Genomic DNA, 18,483 nt, shown 5'->3' on the forward strand with positions numbered 1-18,483 from the left:
ATGACAAACTTACTTAAATCTTTACCAGCACGCTGCTGGGTTATATCACTGGGGCTTTTTCTGGCGACTTTGGCTGCGGCTCATTTTTTTCCATCAGAAATATTAACGGCATCTGCCAAGTTAGCGGCTCTGCCATTTCTGTTCTGCACCGTCGTTTTTTTCAGCTACTTGGGATTCAAAGCGACCTGCAACCCCATCAGCCTTATGGCCATCACCACTATGTTTTTAGCAATCGCATATTGGCAAGTGAGTTGGACAATTGCTGGTTTGGGACTCTTTTTCATAGCTATTTGTACTGGAATTAGATTCTTGAGCAGCCAAGTTAAAGATTCGGGTAGAACTTTGAGCATTGAAGAAAAATGGTATTGGTATAAGCTCCATTCGTTTTTTGATGGTTTTTATCCAAGGTATCCCCAAAAGCCAAAAAAATAGCCAGCCCACCACAAGCTGGCTACCTTCTATTTTCAGTTCCTTCCTGATGCCTGGTTATAGGCCCTAATATCGATCAAGTTGTTCTGAGCATAATCTCCCGCAAGGGATGCATTTGAGATCACCGCTATCTGCTTATCCACAAATGCTTTATCTTCTTCGGACACACTGTCGAGGATGTAAGCGCCACTCTCATCCTTTTGACGATAGTCATTTAGCATTTGCTCCCTTAGACCAAGCATTTCAGGCGACCAACTCGATGAGTCTTCAGAGTTGAAAACGCGCCCCGCCAAACCTTCATTGAAAGCTTGAGCGAACACTTGACTTTGAATCGGGGTCAATCCCATTCTCTGCCCTTCGCTGTATGCTTCCTGTTTAAAATCATCGGCGTACTGTTCTAAGAACTCACCATACCGATTGTTAACTGCCGCACCAAATGCCCCCGCCAACATGGCTTCAGACTTAGTGCCCCAGTTTACTTCGGAGGCATACTGCGAACTCGAACCACTGTATGCATCATTAAACGCCGTCAATGGATTTTCCAAAGTGGTTCCGGCATCAACGGCGGCTTTTAAGCCATCCCAGGTTGATTTGCTGGCCACCGTTGCATTGTGCAAGAAACCTCGTGAGCCAGGATCTTCAAGCGCTTGTTCTTTGTAACTCTCATAGTCTTCGCCAAAGTGATTCAAGGTATGCAGTGCTGCATCAGTATGCTTGCCACTGAAATCACCAATAGCACTGGCGCTGTTGAAGAACATTTCAACACCAGAAACTCCGCTATCATCAGCCATAATGCGTGATCGCCACTGAGATCCAGCTTCACTGTTTAGTCCAGATTGATAGGTACTTGTGTCAGAAGCTACGGCCTGCTGAGCTTGCTGCTGATGCGCATTCAACTGTTCATCTATACCAGACAGATTGGTTTGGTAAGCCGATTGAGCTGCGTTGAACTGAGTTTGAACTGTTGCTGCATCCTCGTATCCGCCCAATACACCCGATTCAACTTGGCTTTGAATACCACCAAAAGTAGGTGCAGTTGATGACATGCCTTCATTAGAGCGCGGCTGAATTGATCGTAAATCGGCTCCGGTAGCCATGGCCATAACCGTCATTGCAGCTTGATAATCATTGTCGCGTTCAGCGGGCGTTGAAGAGTTGCTATAGGTTAAAGACTCCATAGCTGCGGCCACATACGCCTGATTATCATCAGGTAACAAGCGCTGATACATTGGAAGGTTTTCACGTAAACGGTTACCTGCTTCAACATGCTGGTTCATATAGCGACCTAAATAATCCATGACTTCAGGATTGTCCGCCGCTAATCGGGTTAACGTCGCACCATCCGTGTTTCTTTGTCCTGATAGACTGTAGCTGGCCTGATCAAGCTCACTAAAGCGATTTGATGCCGTGACAACGTCTTGTGCTGAACTCTGAAGTGACTGATAGTCTTGGTTAGACAAGGACATCTCAAAGCCAGAACGTCTTGAGTCTGAAAGGTCCTTAACCATTGCATCGCGATACTCAGCACGTCGTGAATCACTCGATGCCAAGCTTTGCATCTCCCCTGTGAGCGTATTTGCGGTCGTAGATCGAGAACTGCCTTCTGACGACTCAACTTGGCCACTAAAGTTACCACCTAAATCCAGCCCTGCTCGTACCCTTGATAGTTTTGGTACACGAGATGAGTCTGGCTTATCGACTCCTGGCAAGTTGCCCTGTGGAGAATCATTGCCGCCAGTACCAAGAAGCCTTCCTAGAAAGCCCTTATCAGCAACTTCTTTCTCACCGGGATTAGTAATAGTTCCATCGCCACCGACCCTTAGGCCTCCCGATAGCACGCCCGATACCAAGCCACGTACAGCATCTTTTTTATCGTCTCCAAAACCATACCGAGTTTGCAGGTCATCAGTAACCTGATTAACAACGGCGCTAGATGCGGAGTTAGATGAGCCGATCTGACGTCCAACCGAAGACAGGTTGTCGTAACTTAGCTTTTCACCAAAAGTTCGACTCATAGTATTCCCAACCTGACGACTAAAGGCTTGGGTTGCCTGAGTCATGGATTCTTTTGCAGAGCCGACCATTGAACCCACTGCGTTTCCGACAGAGAAACTGCTTAGTAAGTTTGACGCGCCGGTCATAGCAGAACCAGTGAGGGCTGAATTCTGGAACATTGACTGTGATTGCATTACCGGGGCATTTTTCGCGACATCTGGACTTGCCAGCTTTTCATCAATGGAGTCACCGTTTTGAAGACGTCCAGCCAAGTGGGTTGCAGTTATTGCTGAGCCATACACGAGCATGAGCGAAATCGCTGGAACACTCGACGCCAACATGCCGCCAGTAGCTATCCAGGTTTGCAGCACTGAATCCATCTGCATCATCCCAGCAAAAGATGGCACTTCTGTACCTGCAAAGGCATCAAGCGCCGACATTTTCCCTGCAACGGTTAAATGAATATACAGGTTAATGATGGCCATGACAGGCATCCAAAGTTGAATCCAAAGCAGGATTAACAAGTACTTACCGGCCATTCGCATCCCGATTTGGCCAAGGGCTATCACAAAGGCCATCAAAGGGGTGATGGCGTAAATGAACCCCTCAAAAAACGTCATCATCGGACGAACGATACTTTGGAAAAGAGTCTGCTCCGCCGCCCATTGTGTATTGCGCTGTTCAATCGCTTGGTTAACCATAACGGCGGCGGTGAAAGCTTGATCATCCATATACTTGCCCGTCACGCTTTGCTCATAAATAGGCAAAAGCACTGACGCGCTCATGTACTCTTGGGTGTTAACCGAAGCCAAACCAAGGTTATTCAGTGCATTCCGGATCACGTCATCAGTGTCAGTGGCTGACGAAGTCCCCAATGAGGCTGACAGAACCTGTTTAAGCCTCGGAATGAAGGTTGATTCTGTCATGAGTTTCAGTTGGCTATAGGCATCGGTGCAGTCCAGATCGCTACTGCTACCACTGAGCATGATGCGCGTGCCATAAATGCGCGAATCAAACCTAATCGCAGTCATCGGGTTAGGATCACTCAGCACCTGATCGAGGTTCTTTTGGCCAATGTCGATACCAATCAAGGTGCACTCTTTAATGTAGTTAAACCACGACTGCTCGATATCCGAGCCGCCGACACGATTTGCATCACCCAACCCAGAGCGATCCATAACCTGTTTTCTCACTTTAATCAGTGACTGTAAACTGGATGCAAAGCCGTATTCCGTCATGGCGGGAGTTGAGAACGCCGTTTCAAACAATCGCGTGATTTGAAAGCCAACAGTTGAAATCGTACTACCTGCGGCAGCAACACCGATGGGCACATTATCAACCACTCGAACTTGCCCCGTGTACGCATCCTCAATACTCACTCGGGTACTGGGTCCAAACATGGTTGCAAAGACTAGCCATGAGACTAAAACGTGCTGAAAGTTAATCCCACGACCACCTTGCATTAAGGCCTGAACAGAGACCATCAATACCCCAATGAGCAAGCCAATCCGAACCATTGAAGTAAAGTCGCCTGTACCAGTAATCATCGCGACAGCGTTCAAGACCTGCTCTAAAAATGCCGAATCCCCGATGGAATAGATCTCCCACATTATCTATTCCCCCAGCGCCGTAGATTTAACGGTGTAATAACGCTGTTTGCGAATGGTCTGAATCACCTGGTTAAAATGCGCCAGCAATTCTTGCTCTGAGCCGTATCTTCGCTGCAACGCAGCGTACTCCTCATTGATTTGGCGACGTGCACGTTCAAGGTCTTCCGTTAATAACTTCGCATAGGCATGATCTTCCACACCGGAGGTACTTCTAGCTGCATTGAGCATGTCTTCAACCAATGCTCGGGCCATCTCAACAGCAATAAATGGCGCAGCTCTTGAAGCAAACGACCTAGCAGCCCCTTCATTTAATGCAGAAAGTGTTCGAATCATGCCGCCAATGCTTGCAGGAGCCGAGGTCATAAAAGCCTTTTCGGTGGTGCTAGCTGCCCCAGTATTTCGAGCAAACTTAAAAATAATGCCGTTACTAGAACCTGTACCAAGAAGTAAATTTTCGACCTGAGTTGATAACCCGGTTAGGGTCACGTTAGTGATTGTCGGATTTAGACAGCCGTCTTGTGTCACTGTGTCACATCGGTACATAGCGACGTTACCGCCATGAATTAGATGCTCAATAGTCACTTTATTGCCATTCAGTCTGGTCAGTTTTGGGGCTTTACCTTGACCATCAGCCGCATTAGCCAAATCACCAACGATGATCGAACCAGTCACCGACATAACCGCTTCAAGAAAAAGATCATCCCCCGATGCAAACCAGCTTGATGCCGAGTGACGTTTCAGTGCTCGCCAGACCAAGTTACCTTTAATCGTTTTGTTCACATCAGATGCCGCGACACTTGAAGCATTCTCGTAAGGGTTCTTACCGTTGGATTCACTCCAACTGGTAAAAATGTCTCCAGCCCCTTTAAGTGAGCTCAACATGCTGGCCTCTGTTTGCCCCTTCTTACCAAAGGCGGCCAGGGTATCGTTCACGACTCCCTGAGCCATTTGACAGGAATTGCCAAAATACTCGTTCAACTGCTGGATTTTCTTTTGCAGTGTCTCCATGTGCTGGGAGCATTTCTCACACATAGCACTGAGCGCCAATTGGAATGCGTATCCCTTGGCGTTTGCAGCAACAGAGCGAAGTAATTGAACAAACTGATCCGCGTTGACAAATGACAAACTTCCCGCGAACATATCAATTCCGCCACAACCGGCTTGGAATGACGGTGGCACCATAGAGACGAGGTTCTCATTCATGATCCTGTTACGAACAACAACACTTCCTCCAGATATAACGCCACGTCGTTGACTCTCGAATACACCAGGCGCAGTGCTGTTGGTCATTGAACCAAACAACTGGTTCATCTCCTGTTGCAAACTTGCTTGGCTCATAGACGAAAAACCAATCGCACAGGCGATTAGCGATACTTGAAATACTTTTTTCATCGTTATAACCCTCCTTGTGCACGCAGATAGCGAACAAGGAACTCAGGGTCCTGTAATATCTTTTCGTTAAGCTCTTGGGCTGACATCGCGAGTGACACGCCCGGTTGAACAGGTCTGGTGGCATAGTAAGTTTGATCGTCAATCCAACCGGCTTGATGGGCTGCAAGAATGATTCGATTATTGAGCTCATCAAGGCTCATTGCGCCCTGGCCAATCGGAGTGATGACATTAGGCGGGTCTACTAAGAAGACCGCTGGAACAGTCGTAACGGACAACGATTGTGCTTGTCCTGAATCGACCTTGTAATTGGGAAACTCTCCACCGGGTAAAGGCAAGCCATCGACAGCAATAGCAAACACCTCGAAACCGTAGTTCAAAGCCATGGATTCGATGATAGGCGCTTGAGCATGGCAGTAAGGGCAATCCGAACGATAGAAGAAGAACAAGCCAGCCCGTTTTGCTACTTCACCTAAAGCTACATCACGTTGAGCGCCAGCTTCTCGATCCATCCGATTGGCAGCATAGGTCGCCAAGGGTCTGCGACTGATTTCATCCAAAACAGGATCGCCCATGACCACCTGCTGACTAACATCAGCAAACTGTGAGCCCTTATCCATCATGACTCGCTGGAGATACAGATAGGCTCTGACATTCTCATTCGTCGGCTCATCAATAGCCTTGTCCATGAACGACTGCATGTGCTCACGAAACCATGCAGCACTGAAGGGTTTTAGCTCGTCCTTTGTGGGCTCTATGACTCCAGATTCCGGCTTTATTTGCTCTTCAGACTCCGCTGGCTCAGGAATGACCTGATACCAAAACCAGCCTTCCTGACCACGCTGATAGAATTGCCCATCACTAGCATAGGCGGGCAAGATGAATAGAAAGAAAATAATGATTGGGATGGTCACCCATAGGATGAACCAAGGTAACAAAGGCGTTCTCATTGTCAGCTCCAGAAAATTTCATAGAGCTAACATGCTAAAGATCCCCGTTAGAGCGATTGGCCAGATAGATGAAGGAATCGTGTGTGTTTCTGACTAGCTGTTATGACCAGTAACAACAGCTAGCTTTAACGAGCCAACCTTATACTTGGACCGCTTTGAGCGAAAAGCAGGCATTAACGCCTTGCTAAGCGGCTAGTAATAGTTGGCTAAAATGTGTATAGAAGAGGAACCGGGCCAACTGTTACGAGTCCTGCCTGAGCAACTGGTTAGCAGTTTTTACCCGTTTTCCTGTTGCTTCTTATATTCGGCAAACAATTCTTCATCTGCTTTTCGCTCTGCCTCACGGTCTTTTGAAGTGTAAGTATTAACGTGTAATCTTTTAGATGAAGACTTAGTCATTCTTTCAAATTGTTCTCTGAGCTTCTTTAAATCTCCTGCCATTTTATGCAGAGGATCGCCGCCTCCAATTTCTGTAATCCCTTTTAGTTCTGCAAAATCAATGGTTAACTCATTCGAATAGTTATTACCTTCAACATCGGCAAAAGAAACAACTATTTTGAAAAACGGAGTAAAGATATCATCACCTTCAAATTTTTCTTTTAGCTCAAAAAAACTGAACAAAAAGCTATCAACTTGTTGATTAATTCCTAAGGAGTGCATGCCGTTAGAAAAGATATGAAGCTTTAAAAAATGATCCACGATTACATTTTTACCTTCGGAAATTTCAGCTCCGCTTTTATCAATGAACTTGAAATTTACATTTCGAGCAATGCCTTTTCCTAGGTTACTCACATTAATCATCATCAAATTAAATGAGATATCACTATTTCTAAGAGTTACTGAAACACTAGGCCTGATATTTTCTTTTCTAAGGGAATTAAGTTGCTCTATCTGTGCTTCCCTTAAGTACCAAGTTTCTTTAGCTAAGATGAATGTTAGAACTGCTATAGCAACAGTAGCTAAAGCAGATACCCACGAGGATAATGAGTCAGCAGTTAGAATTGAAGATAATTGAATTTGGCTACCTGCTACCATTCCAAGTATGAAAATTAGCGGAGCACTTACAAGTCCGATAACTGACACTAAAGGAATCAAACTTCTCTCATTTTTCTGTTTACTCATGGCTTTCCTTAAACTTTTAATGCTTATTCAAAAGCAAAACACTTGCAAGTCGGAAGTTTTTTGCTTTCTTTGCTGATTTTACTCACATCAAACTAACGGTGATGTACCTATTTTTCAACAGATATCTCTAAAATCAGCAAATCTGACTACGACAAAATTTATAAAGGGGATGCGCTAGTTATTCTTATTTTTACTCAAGCTGGATAGATGGAATTTTGACCAGTGGTTTGGGCTAATCAGAGGAATGATGAATAGGCATTTACCACAACACCGAATATCAGCTATTGGCACTTAACCGCCAGGCGGCTTAGGTAAACTGGCAGCAATGAGCGAAAAGCGGCTGTTAAGATCTGGCACTCTCGAAAAACGAATGTCTACTTTGCCTTATTTGCGGACATTCGATTTTCGATAGCCCAGCAAATTATTTCTAATCGTGTGGCCAAATTCAGTTTGCCACTACACTTTCACTGACAGTAGGTGATGAATCGCATAGAGCTCAGCTGCAATTGGCTTTTGCTGCTCAGGTAGCTTGTCGTATTGCTCACCTAAATCGACCTTTAGTTCGCCTCCTCTTCGAAGGCCTGTCTTCCAGTAAACCGTAAACTCACCATCAATCTGCTTTGTTAACAGGGTTAATACCATCATGTTTGTTTCTCCTATTGGTTATCTATTTTTCATTCTCCATGTTTTTTCAAATATGCAAGGCGTAAAAAAGGGGCCGAAGCCCCTTGGATCAGATATGAACTTTCGGAAAGCCCATTGCACCGTAAACATTCAGCACATCATTCCAATCCCAACTTTTCACGCCGAGTGACGTTGGTATCGGAGGGATCAACACTTGTGTCAGAATGCCTTTCTGCCAGGCCTTTTTCTTGAGTTCATTCGCTGCATTCAGGCCTGTCTCAGAGAGATCGTGGTCTGCCCAGATGTACAGCATTTTCACATTACTTGGTGGTTCGAACCTAGCCAGTAGCGTTGCATTTACAACCGACCAACATGTTTGCCCCGTTGCTCTGGTAACCGCTAAAGCTGTTTCGATACCTTCAGACACACCTAATACCTCACCAGGTTCACCTATCGGAATGGCACCACCTGTGATTGTTCGGTCACTGGGTATGGGCATCATCTTTTTAGGCTTTTCAACCGGTGCTTTGAATCCATCTTCACTTAGGTAGATCCGATGGAACGTGGCCGAACGCCCTTGCTGCGTAACGATTTTACCTAGCAGCGCTGGGTAGCTATCGATAAACAGACCATCTTCATTATGGTAAGGCAAGTTTGGATGAAACCTCAGCACCGAATCCCATTCAGGACGAAGCCGCGTAACAATGCCACGACGATGCAAGTAGTTCCAAACTGGTTGCGCACGAGTATCTGCAAGGGATAAGGTTTCTCCCCAGGTTTGATTCAAGCGATGGATAATTGCTTTGTCCTCTTCCTGCTTTTTAGTCTTCCAGTCAACCGCGTTACTCGGTATTGCCCGAGTTGGTACTTGTCCGGGTTGAATACCTAGAACTTGACCGATTGCTTCAATAGACTGAGCAAAGTTCCATCCATTAATCCAAGACAACAGTTCAAAGCCATCATGAAAGATCCCGCAGGTATTACAAACACCACCACCGGTATATTCAGCATCTTTGAACAGCCTAAAGCCATCACGACCCCCATGAACAGGACAAGCCACATGTCGGCCTTTTCGAGCAATAGCGGCATCAAGTTCTGGCACCAATGCCGCCAAGACTTGAAGCCATTGGCCATTGAGATATGGCCTTACTGTGTCAATTTGTAAAGGTAACGCCATATAACCTCCTTAAGTAAAATGCCGACTCCTACCACAGGTGGTAAAAGTCAGCTTAGGACCTGCATTAGCCGTTTGGTTAATGCAGGAACGTTAGTCAAGCTGGATACCATGTCGTCTTAATAGCCACATGATGGAATCACGAAGCACATCAGGATCGACAACCGCAGCCATCGCGCAAACACGAAAGCAAAATGGCGCTATTTCGTCATTTTGAATCCACGACAACACATCCTTGCGCAACCGAGTACTGACACGACCGTCCAGCAACACACGGATTGCATCCAATAGAATGCCTTCGCGTAACTGCCAGATTTCTGTGTCAGACCAAGTGACAGGGGCATCATCAAACTCAAATAGAAATTCGAGCTGTGCTGATGTGTGCTGATGGGACTGCTTTTGTGATGAAGGAGAATGGGCAATGCGCCCATTCATTAAAGATAACCGCGTTCGGCAAGCGAAACGCAGCCCTCGGATGCGACCACGACATGGTCAAGCGTTCGAATATCAACAAGTGACAAGGCGTCACGGAGTCGATGAGTGATGCGTTTATCAGCTTCACTGGGTTCAGGATCACCCGATGGATGGTTATGAACCAGTATCACTGCTGCCGCATTAAGTTCCAACGCCCGCTTTGTTACTTCCCTTGGATACACGCTCGCCGCATCTAAAGTGCCTTTGAATAGCTCTTCAAATCGAATAACCCGATGCTTTGTATCAAGAAACAGCACGCCAAAGACTTCGTGCTCATACTCGTGCATCAGTGTTTGCAGGTATGAGAACGCCGACGATGGCTGTTCAATTTTGCGACCTTTACTCAATCGACCACGGGCAAGCTTGAGCGCCATATCTAATATATCCGCTTCAGTCACTTGCTCAGGAACGATGTAAGTACCGGCTTCTTCGCCAGCTAAGAACTTTCTGTTTTTCATAGGAGTCTCCAAAAAAAACGGAGACGAACCCATGCCCTGACGGGGACGGAATCGTCCCCGCAGGGTGGTAAAGTTGATGTGGTTACTGAATTAACAGTTGTTGTGTTACTTCGAATAACTCACGCTTCAGATCTTTGACGTCGTTAATCACGATGCTTTGAGGAAAGAATTTCTCAACACTGCGTGTTTGAATCCCGATCCCCAGCAGCTCAAAGCCACTTCGTCTGCAACGGTCAACAATGTCATGCGTAGCAGCCCAGTCATCTGGGTCACCATCGGTTAGCACTATCATTAGCTTTCGCTTCTGTTTTTGTGCCAACAAACTGTTTGCCGCAAACCACATAGCTTGTGCCATAGGCGTACAACCTCGTGGTTTTTGGTCAAAACAGGCGGCCCGATGTCGAACCGATTGCTTGGGCAATAACGCGATAGAAACTTCCTGATGAATACCAGGAAAATAACTGACCGCAGGTACAACACCCGGTATACCTTCCAATGCCATGGCCAAAGCCAAAGCAGCTTCATTGGCAACATGAAAGTACTTGCGATTACCTTCGCCAATGGGTTTACCCATTGAGCCCGATATATCGACAAGCAAGTGCACAGCAGCATTGGGCGCAATGCGCGGCTGCCTTTGAATAAACAATCTCGACTCACCTGCTTGGGAAGCGGCAAGACGATGGGTTGCAACTCGAAGACCGTGCCGTTTGGCATGATTCCGATTGTCCTGACTGGACTGAACCATACCTCTAAGTCGGGCTCGAATTTGAGCCGACTCAGACGCCGATAAGGTCAAGATGGCCTCATCACCCAACATAGCTTGCTCTGCTTGGGGCAAACTGAGTGGAGTGACGCCTGATGTCCTTCAGCTTGTTCCGACAACACTTCTGCCACTTGTGCAAAGGTATCGGGTTCAAACTGAGCGGCACTGGCCTCTAAGGCTTGTCGCAAATTGTCAGCTTGATCAGAGTTATCTGAATCACCCGTTTCAGCAAAATCCCCCGTTGCAGACGAATCTGTTTCTGGGGTTTGACTATCACTACTGTTATTGCTGTCATTACTCGCATCTTGTCCAATGTCATTACCGCTATCAGCATCCGACTCATCCTGTGGTGGACGAGATTCTTCTTCCAACATGGCAACGATGGCATCGACAAGTTTCAGCACTTCACCTGTAGACCCTAAGCTAGGCACTGCTGTCAGCATGGCGCTTAACCGGCTCATCGCTGCGGCAGGAAAGAGTTGTCTCACTCTTTCATCAATCGCTTGATACAAAGGCGTCAGCGCTTTCTGGCCCAGAAAATGGCATCTCAAGCGGAACAACAACCATGCTTGCAAGTTAGATGCAGGCTCAAGCTGTTCAGGTACACACATTTGCTGTGTGTCCACCATGTACTCAATCACTTGCGAAATACTGCGCCTGGTTCCGGGGTAATCCTTTGCCAATTCGTTTTCAATGCGAACATCCTCAATAATATTGAGAAGTGCCTTACGGATCGGTTTGGACGACGCCTTCTGCACCATGTCAAAATTGGTATGCCGAATATGCGCCGCTTCATGAGCCAGATAACCCCAAGCTATCTGTTGATAGTGCGGGTCGTCTGGGTTTGCGGTTGGGATCACAATCCGCTCACCATCGGTAAACGCATCTTGTCCTTGAATAAGCACCTTCACACCAAACTTTTCGCCATAAGCTGCGGCAACGATTGGCAGTGCGTTTTTTAATGGATGATTCATGGGAGTCTCCTAATCATTAGGGGGAATACTCCCTCAGCGGGAGTATTTCCCCGCTGGGAATGAGGGTGTTTTAACCTATGCTTTTAGCTTATCCAGGTCGTATTTTTGACCTAACCAAGCCACCAATTGAGCAGGACTTTCATGCTGCTCAAATGACGTTTTAAGCTGGTTTAAACTGAGGATGTCATCCAATGTCAGACCGTACTGGTCTTGTAACTGAGTAGACACCTCGTGTTGATATTGCAGCCAGGCCCGCTCATGAGCGGTTTGCTGCAATGCCATGTTTGGAACAAATACCATGGCCGTTACCCAAACCCCTTGTGCGTCCGCATCTGCGATCAGCATAGGGTTCTTGGGGATTACGACACTATGTGTTGAGTACGACCGTTGTACTAACGTTCGACAACACGCCACTTCTGGTATCGATTCACTTTCAACAGAATCAGTCACACCACGAAAATGTGCTTCAAACTGGTTCAGTTGGCTGGGGTTATGGATAGTTGATTGCATAATTTCCTCTTACATAGTTCAGAGGACATGCGCCCTTCAGGGCAACATGCCCCCAAGGACGTTAGAAATAAAATGAGTTTGGTACAGTCGAACCAAGGTTTGGTCTGACGGTTGGTTGTGGTATTGCACGTAAGTTATCTGCCTGAGCAGATACCGGCTGTGCGGGTTTAGGTTCAGGTTTGGGCATCAGTTGTCTGATATCCAATTGACCTTCACCGTGCATTCTCATCTTGTCTGGATCAGACAAAATTAAAATGGTCGCCATCAGTTCGTGATAGAGATTGTCTGTCACAGGGCCGGTCTTCGGCAGACGAACAAATAAATTGTCCATCGCTTCAACCATTGGCTGAACTCGATGATCCAGGAAGGACAAACCATCCAACTTGTCTCTTAACCGTTTGAGAGGATTAAGGGCTCGCTGGCTGATTTGATTCTTACCTGCAACGGAACGCTCAAACAGTTCATTGGCATCACGAGCCACCTCCCTAAAGAGGGTGTGTCCCATACCATTGACCTTGTCATCTAAGCCACCAGCTTGGTCAGCCGGTTGCATTCGATAGATGGCATAATCGAACTGAAGCCGTTGTTCCACGTCTTCGATGGGTGATAATGCACGTCGGATTGCATCTGCAAATTCCGGGTGTTTCGCAACCCAGTCAAACGTCACCTGATCATAGTTGTCCAAGAACAACTGCTTGCACTGCGCAAACTCCTGACCGATCCGGTCAAGCTCAGGAACAATCTGATCAATTCGATCTTCAGGGACGGCATAGCCACCTAAAAACCGTACACCGACTTGCTCACACAAGCGCTGCGCTTCTTTCTTAAGCCTTTCAAAGTTCGCCAATGCCTCTGGGTCGCAAATTTTTTTACTCCCTAAGCTGGCAACATCCTTCGGTGGAAGTTGGCTGCCATTGGCTAATCTGAAATCTTCAGGCCGTAGTTTTTTTCTACCGCTCCAGATGGAACAGTCGATGTGACAAATCAAAAGTTTGTCGAGGGTTTGAATACTCATAGTGCATCCTCATGCGAGATGGGGACACACCACTCCCAACAGGAGCAATGGCCCCCGCTTGGGTGGTAGTAGTTGACGCGCTAATGGCAATACCGCTATCAGAAATAGTAATTTTGCGAATCAGGCGACGATTGGTTGAGATCGATTTTCACAGGCATTAAGTCCAGTGCTTCAGCTATCGGGCGAACCCGCTCTAAATCACTGCCTAGCAACCGCAAGACATCTTTTTCCAACTTCAGTTGGTCAGATACTTCTATCCCTTCAGGACTCGCTACTGTGAGCGAACACAGTGGTGGTAATTGACGCTTAAAGGCGAGTAACAGCAACAATGGCCACGGGCCATCATCAGTGTTAACAATGCCAGCGCCTTCACCTGACACCATGCTAATTTGATTGGTACTAGGTAATCCGCTTTTGCAAAACCCTAATGACCACTCTCCAATCCTGACCTGATTATCATCAATAACAGCCAAGCCATAGGCTGCAAGCAGCTTTGCCATATCGAACAACGCTTTTTGTGCCAGCGAGATTTGGCCATTGACGTCCTTGCGAGTACGAAACTCCCAACTGACGTTATTGGCACACGCGACGCTATCTAGCGCATTTGAGAGTTCAAATGGCCGCCCTTGATGATCAATGCCGACTTGTCCAACCAATCGATAACCCTTATTGATTTTCTCATTGATTCGTCGGTCTGCTTCAGCGTTAGGATCAGTCGAATCAATCAATCGCTGCTGCGACAATTGACCTGCTTTTCCAAACCGAACTTCAATCTCCTGGTTATCTGATCCAACGTAAATCGCCCATTCTTTGGCTGTCCCATCAGAATGACTGTAACGGTAAAGAGCAAAGCACTTTTCCATCATCAATCCTCCCAATGGTCACCGAAGACATCAGCGGCAATACGGTGAATGGCTTCACGTTGCTCCAACTCAGCACGAGCCGTCAAAGACCGAACCAGTGCATACTCCACTGCGTTGGGAGCGCCTTTAAAAGCAAGTGTTAACTTTGCCCAGCGCACCAAGGTCCTTGTGGACATGGTGATACTGAGTTCTGCACCGCCATCCGCGCCCCCAATAAAAAGACGACGAATGTCACCAGCCACTTTCACCATTTTTTGGCGAAAGACTTCTGGCAAGCCCGGCGCAACGTTCTCCAGAATGGCTTCCTCTACAGAAGGCTCTGCATAGGTCGCTTCGATGATTCTAAAGCGATCAAGAAAAGCCAAATTCTGTTGAAGCACACCTTGATACAAGCCCGTTTGGTCACCGCTGCCCGCACTGTTGCCGGTAGCGATAAAACGAAACTTGTTATGTGGCATGATGATCTCTCCGCCATTTTGTGCGATGACCAACGGGGCACCTTCCAAAATGTCATTGAGCCCAGCCAGTTCAGCAGGCTCAGCAAGATCCATTTCATTAATGATCAACAAATGGCCATGCTTGACAGCCAGTGCCAGCGGTCCATACACAAAGGTCATGTTGCCATTAACCAGTGTGTGGTGACCGATAAGATCGGACAACTCCAACCGACCGTGCGCAGTAATTTGCTGAACAGGCCAATTCAATCGAGAAGCAACTTGGCAAATTAGCGAGGTCTTACCGCATCCAGTGGGGCCTGTAATATACAAACCGTCACCGTCTGAGTTAGACAAGAATGCCAATACGTCACGTAAGTCTTCTTTTCTAAAAACATACTCGTCCTTGCGAACGGGAATGTTTGGATGGGTAGTGTCGGCACTAAATCCTTCCAGAACGAAAGCATCAGGAGCCGGGACATTAAACGCTTGATTCACTTGAACCAAGAATGGGGATTGTTCAGTCATGGTAAACCTCATCAGTTTTGACGAGGCCCCATGCCCCAGCAGGGAATGAAGTCCCCGTCGGGTAGTGTGTTGATTGTGGTATGGCTGTGTATGTAAGAGTTCAGCTCGCTCTATCATTCGTACCCAGCATTGGCTACGAGTGAAACTGCTTTCTGATGCACTCGATGTAAGCGCATGAGAAAGGAGCCGAAATCGGCTCCAAGTGAACGTTAAAAATAAAATGAGCTCGGCGAGTCACCTGGCAGAACCAAGTTCTCTTGCTCAAGGCTGATTTTGATTGGTGTTTCAACGGGCTGCTCTGGCTTATTGGTGCTGATACGCAACCGCTCTTGTGGCGCTTTTCGGTAAGCGGCTAAAACCTGTTCGTCCAGTTCGCCTAATTTGTCGGTGGCCAATTGCTTATAGTCCACCGTACCCGCCATCATGTAGCGGCTGAGTTTGACCCCAGCATAATCCGCATGAGCGTAGTTACCCATCATGGCGACCAATTTTGACTGAGCGTCTCGCATTTCCTCTTTCAAAGATTTAATGTGATTTTCCAGTCGGACAACTTCGGCATGTGCTGAGCAATACTGGCGAGACAGCGATGTCCAGCGGTATTGGGCTTCACCCTTGGGAACAAAACAATCTTGCTCAGGGCATTTTGACGGTTCTTTTTTGGTCTGTACTAACTCCCAAAACTGAAGCGCTGTTTCTTGCAACTCAGTTAAGAACGCGGCGTCTCGTTGAATTTCAAACTCAATCAGTTGATCCTCAAAATAGAAAACCAACCAACCACGCGTGCTATTGGCGACCAGTATTTGATGCTGTACTTGCACCCAATACAACTGGTACGCCTCACTTTGTTCTCTGTGAGCTTGCACATCCTCAAAAACTGACTGGCAAGGACATTTCAACTCGACGGGTTCGCCCGCATCGTTGATGCCATCAAAGCTGGCTCGAAAGATTGCGTTATGATCGGCTTCTGCACATAACGGCAGAAGAAAGTCATTATGTGCATTCTCAAATGCTCGCCTTGCTTGAGGCTCCAACCGTATACCGCGAAGCACATTAGGATTATTAGACAGGTCTTCCGGTAATACGAATCCCGTTTTTTCTGCCCATAATCGCCAAGGTGTTTTGTAGGGTGAACGCCCCATAATAATTGGGGCTTCAGATGCCGTAACTCCTGCAATGCGCCACTGGTGCCATGCAGGAGTACGTTGTGATAGGTCGATAACCTTCATATTGCCTCCTTTGAGGGGAGACTCCCCCGAAGGAGAGAACTCCCCTTCAGGGTTAAGTGGTTACTTTGCAGCTTGTGCTAACGCTGTTTGGTGCTGAACAACACTTGCTTGAACCGAATCAATTGCCGCTTTACCGGCTTGAATCGAACCTAAGACAAGGGCAACAACCAATACCAAGCGAAAAAGTGAGGCTGATTTAGTCATGGAAGATCTCCAAAAAAAGACGAGACCTTCCCCCTGACGGGAGAATAATCCCGCCAGGGTTAGTAAAATGAATGCGTGACGCTAAGAAGCTAAAGGCTGTGTGAGCGCTTTGGCTGCTTGTTGCTGTGCATTAAATATTTCTTGTTTCGCAAACGTCAGCTCAACACCTTGAAAATGTTCATTGGCATATTCCAATGCACTATTCCATGCGTTTGAAGCTTCCGCCCGCTCAATAAGCTTGTAAACAAGCCCTCGGGTTCGGGAGTCAACTTGCTCGGGTGGAATCACAGATGGCTCAACAACGTGTGTTGCTTGGCCTTCGATAATTCGCTCCGCTTCGTCTTGATCGAAAATTCCCACAAAGCCAAACGCAATGCGGGAACACTGGATCATGGATTTATGTCTTAGCATTCGCTTAGTGTGCGTCTGCCATGGACCATCTACCCGGTAAGGGCCATTTTTGCCGTTACCTTCAAAAGGCGGTCGATAGACTTCATCCAGATACTCAGTGATTTTGACTGGGTGCGAACGGTCGCGCCGGTAGATGATGCATTCCATCCATTCCGGGCATTCTTTCGCGCCATCTAGGGAGACTTTGTTTTCTGAAGTCTTAAACTCCATGCCATCAAACTGGTCATGTTGATTGATGATACGAGACCATCCATCGACACCTACCACTGGGATAATCCCAGCTTGCTTATCAGGGAACGCAAAAATTTCTTTGGTGAAAGGGTTCAAGCCGTACTGATCTGCAACCACCAAGAGCGCCATCATCTGCTCATTGGTCGGTGCACTACCGTCACGTTGCTTGAATGCTGTTGCTTTTAGGGTATCGAACAACTTGTTTGGATCGACACTAAAGCGCTCAGCAAAGCGTTGGATTAGCTTTGGTTTTTCCATTATGGACTCCGACAATCAAAGTGGGAGTCTGCCCCTGACGGGAAAGTACTCCCGGCTGGGTTAAAGCATTTTTGCTCGGTTAAAAATCTGGTTCAGGATAAGTTTGTGCCCAATTAGCTTGGGAGCTCGCATCATCCGCCGGTGATGGCTCAGATGCTTTATTCACACTATCAAGAAGCAGAAACTCGTCCGCGTCCACTTCGGTCAATCGATGCTTAATTCCATCTTTCTCCCATGATCGCGTGCGCTGAGGCCCTTGAACAAAAAGCTTCGCTCCTTTTTGGATTAAATCTTTTGCTCTTAGCCCTAACTTAAATCCACCACGATCTCGAAAAACAACCCGATGCCATTCCGTATGCTCTTTGAGCTCATTGGATTGACGGTCGCGCCATTTCTCAGAAGTGGCCAGTGAAATGCTGGTCACTAAATCACCTGATGGATAGGCTCGCGTCTCTGGCTCAGAGCCAACGTAGCCTATGAGTGTTACTTGGTTTTTCATGATGTTCTCCTCGTCTTAGTTGAACTCTGTGCACACAGTTGCTTCTACCCGGCTGGGCAAAGAAGACTGACGACGCAGATAGGTTGGTTTTTCGAGTAAAGCCATGTCGTACTGATGTGGCTCTTTGTAAAACGCAGATGTCAAACGGGGCATACCAGGAGCTTTAGGCACTGCCATTGGACGACGTTTTGGTGTTGGTGTGAGCAATCGCTTGATTTGAGTAAGTACAAATCGAAACGGGCGCACGCTTTGACGAGCAAGCAATCGCAAAAGCGACCAGCTCAGTTTTGCAAGCAACATAATGCCTGCGATTTGGATAATAAATCCGAAGATATATTCCAT

Annotated in this window: 20 protein-coding genes; 1 reads left to right on the top strand and 19 read right to left on the bottom strand. The window is 47.1% G+C overall.

The features are described 5' to 3' along the window. Complete coding sequence (gene eexS, locus WH43_RS19945; protein ID WP_082335864.1) at positions 1–432, top strand: entry exclusion protein EexS; 432 nt, start codon at positions 1–3, stop codon at positions 430–432. A 32-nt stretch (positions 433–464) separates the two neighbouring features. On the opposite strand, the gene WH43_RS19350 is transcribed toward eexS, so the two are convergent. The 19 genes from WH43_RS19350 to WH43_RS19430 all read right to left on the bottom strand — a co-directional run bounded on the left by WH43_RS19350 (position 465) and on the right by WH43_RS19430 (position 18,483). Next, the gene (locus tag WH43_RS19350; RefSeq protein ID WP_053426180.1) at positions 465–4,034 is read right to left on the bottom strand and encodes a conjugal transfer protein TraG N-terminal domain-containing protein; all 3,570 of its coding nucleotides are present in this window, start codon (positions 4,032–4,034) and stop codon (positions 465–467) included. 3 nt (positions 4,035–4,037) lie between these two features. Further along, the gene (locus tag WH43_RS19355; RefSeq protein WP_053426181.1) at positions 4,038–5,426 is read right to left on the bottom strand and encodes a conjugal transfer protein TraH; all 1,389 of its coding nucleotides are present in this window, start codon (positions 5,424–5,426) and stop codon (positions 4,038–4,040) included. 2 nt (positions 5,427–5,428) lie between these two features. Beyond that, on the bottom strand, positions 5,429–6,373 hold the full coding sequence (locus WH43_RS19360) for a thioredoxin family protein (protein ID WP_053426182.1): 945 nt from the start codon (positions 6,371–6,373) through the stop codon (positions 5,429–5,431). 276 nt (positions 6,374–6,649) lie between these two features. Further along, positions 6,650–7,495 (bottom strand): DUF8453 domain-containing protein, encoded by an 846-nt coding sequence (locus tag WH43_RS19365; protein WP_053426183.1) that lies wholly within the window; start codon positions 7,493–7,495, stop codon positions 6,650–6,652. A 456-nt stretch (positions 7,496–7,951) separates the two neighbouring features. Continuing rightward, entirely contained in the window at positions 7,952–8,140 is a 189-nt protein-coding gene (locus WH43_RS19370) for a hypothetical protein (protein WP_053426184.1), read from the bottom strand. An 88-nt stretch (positions 8,141–8,228) separates the two neighbouring features. Continuing rightward, complete coding sequence (locus WH43_RS19375; protein WP_053426185.1) at positions 8,229–9,296, bottom strand: DUF7146 domain-containing protein; 1,068 nt, start codon at positions 9,294–9,296, stop codon at positions 8,229–8,231. A gap of 90 nt (positions 9,297–9,386) precedes the next feature. Next, a complete protein-coding gene (locus WH43_RS19380) occupies positions 9,387–9,728 on the bottom strand; it encodes a hypothetical protein (protein WP_053426186.1) in 342 nt (113 codons plus the stop codon). Next, complete coding sequence (gene radC, locus WH43_RS19385; RefSeq protein ID WP_425425097.1) at positions 9,728–10,258, bottom strand: RadC family protein; 531 nt, start codon at positions 10,256–10,258, stop codon at positions 9,728–9,730. Before radC ends, WH43_RS19380 begins: the two co-directional genes overlap by 1 nt. A 49-nt stretch (positions 10,259–10,307) precedes the next feature. Next, a complete protein-coding gene (locus WH43_RS21235) occupies positions 10,308–11,042 on the bottom strand; it encodes a VWA domain-containing protein (protein WP_502694056.1) in 735 nt (244 codons plus the stop codon). Then, entirely contained in the window at positions 11,018–11,962 is a 945-nt protein-coding gene (locus tag WH43_RS21240) for a hypothetical protein (protein ID WP_502694057.1), read from the bottom strand. The genes WH43_RS21235 and WH43_RS21240 overlap by 25 nt, the downstream gene beginning before the upstream one ends. A gap of 75 nt (positions 11,963–12,037) precedes the next feature. Continuing rightward, positions 12,038–12,472: a hypothetical protein gene (locus tag WH43_RS19395; protein ID WP_053426187.1), complete on the bottom strand. Its 435-nt coding sequence runs from the start codon at positions 12,470–12,472 to the stop codon at positions 12,038–12,040. A 61-nt stretch (positions 12,473–12,533) separates the two neighbouring features. Further along, the gene (locus WH43_RS19400; RefSeq protein WP_053426188.1) at positions 12,534–13,487 is read right to left on the bottom strand and encodes a DUF3150 domain-containing protein; all 954 of its coding nucleotides are present in this window, start codon (positions 13,485–13,487) and stop codon (positions 12,534–12,536) included. Positions 13,488–13,585: 98 nt separating this feature from the next. Next, on the bottom strand, positions 13,586–14,353 hold the full coding sequence (locus WH43_RS19405) for a hypothetical protein (protein ID WP_053426189.1): 768 nt from the start codon (positions 14,351–14,353) through the stop codon (positions 13,586–13,588). Beyond that, positions 14,353–15,312: an AAA family ATPase gene (locus tag WH43_RS19410; RefSeq protein WP_053426205.1), complete on the bottom strand. Its 960-nt coding sequence runs from the start codon at positions 15,310–15,312 to the stop codon at positions 14,353–14,355. Before WH43_RS19410 ends, WH43_RS19405 begins: the two co-directional genes overlap by 1 nt. 209 nt (positions 15,313–15,521) lie before the next feature. Then, on the bottom strand, positions 15,522–16,538 hold the full coding sequence (locus WH43_RS19415) for a YqaJ viral recombinase family nuclease (protein ID WP_000862954.1): 1,017 nt from the start codon (positions 16,536–16,538) through the stop codon (positions 15,522–15,524). A gap of 60 nt (positions 16,539–16,598) precedes the next feature. Then, positions 16,599–16,742, bottom strand: a complete 144-nt coding sequence (locus WH43_RS21020; protein ID WP_015066581.1) for a hypothetical protein — start codon at positions 16,740–16,742, stop codon at positions 16,599–16,601. 81 nt (positions 16,743–16,823) lie between these two features. Further along, a complete protein-coding gene (gene bet / locus WH43_RS19420) occupies positions 16,824–17,642 on the bottom strand; it encodes a phage recombination protein Bet (protein WP_001963281.1) in 819 nt (272 codons plus the stop codon). Between the two features lie 79 nt (positions 17,643–17,721). Continuing rightward, positions 17,722–18,141 (bottom strand): single-stranded DNA-binding protein, encoded by a 420-nt coding sequence (locus WH43_RS19425; RefSeq protein ID WP_012368368.1) that lies wholly within the window; start codon positions 18,139–18,141, stop codon positions 17,722–17,724. A 15-nt stretch (positions 18,142–18,156) separates the two neighbouring features. Further along, positions 18,157–18,483, bottom strand: a complete 327-nt coding sequence (locus tag WH43_RS19430; protein ID WP_053426190.1) for a hypothetical protein — start codon at positions 18,481–18,483, stop codon at positions 18,157–18,159.

It is taken from the genome of Rheinheimera sp. KL1 (assembly GCF_001275035.1).
Lineage (GTDB): Bacteria > Pseudomonadota > Gammaproteobacteria > Enterobacterales > Alteromonadaceae > Pararheinheimera > Pararheinheimera tangshanensis.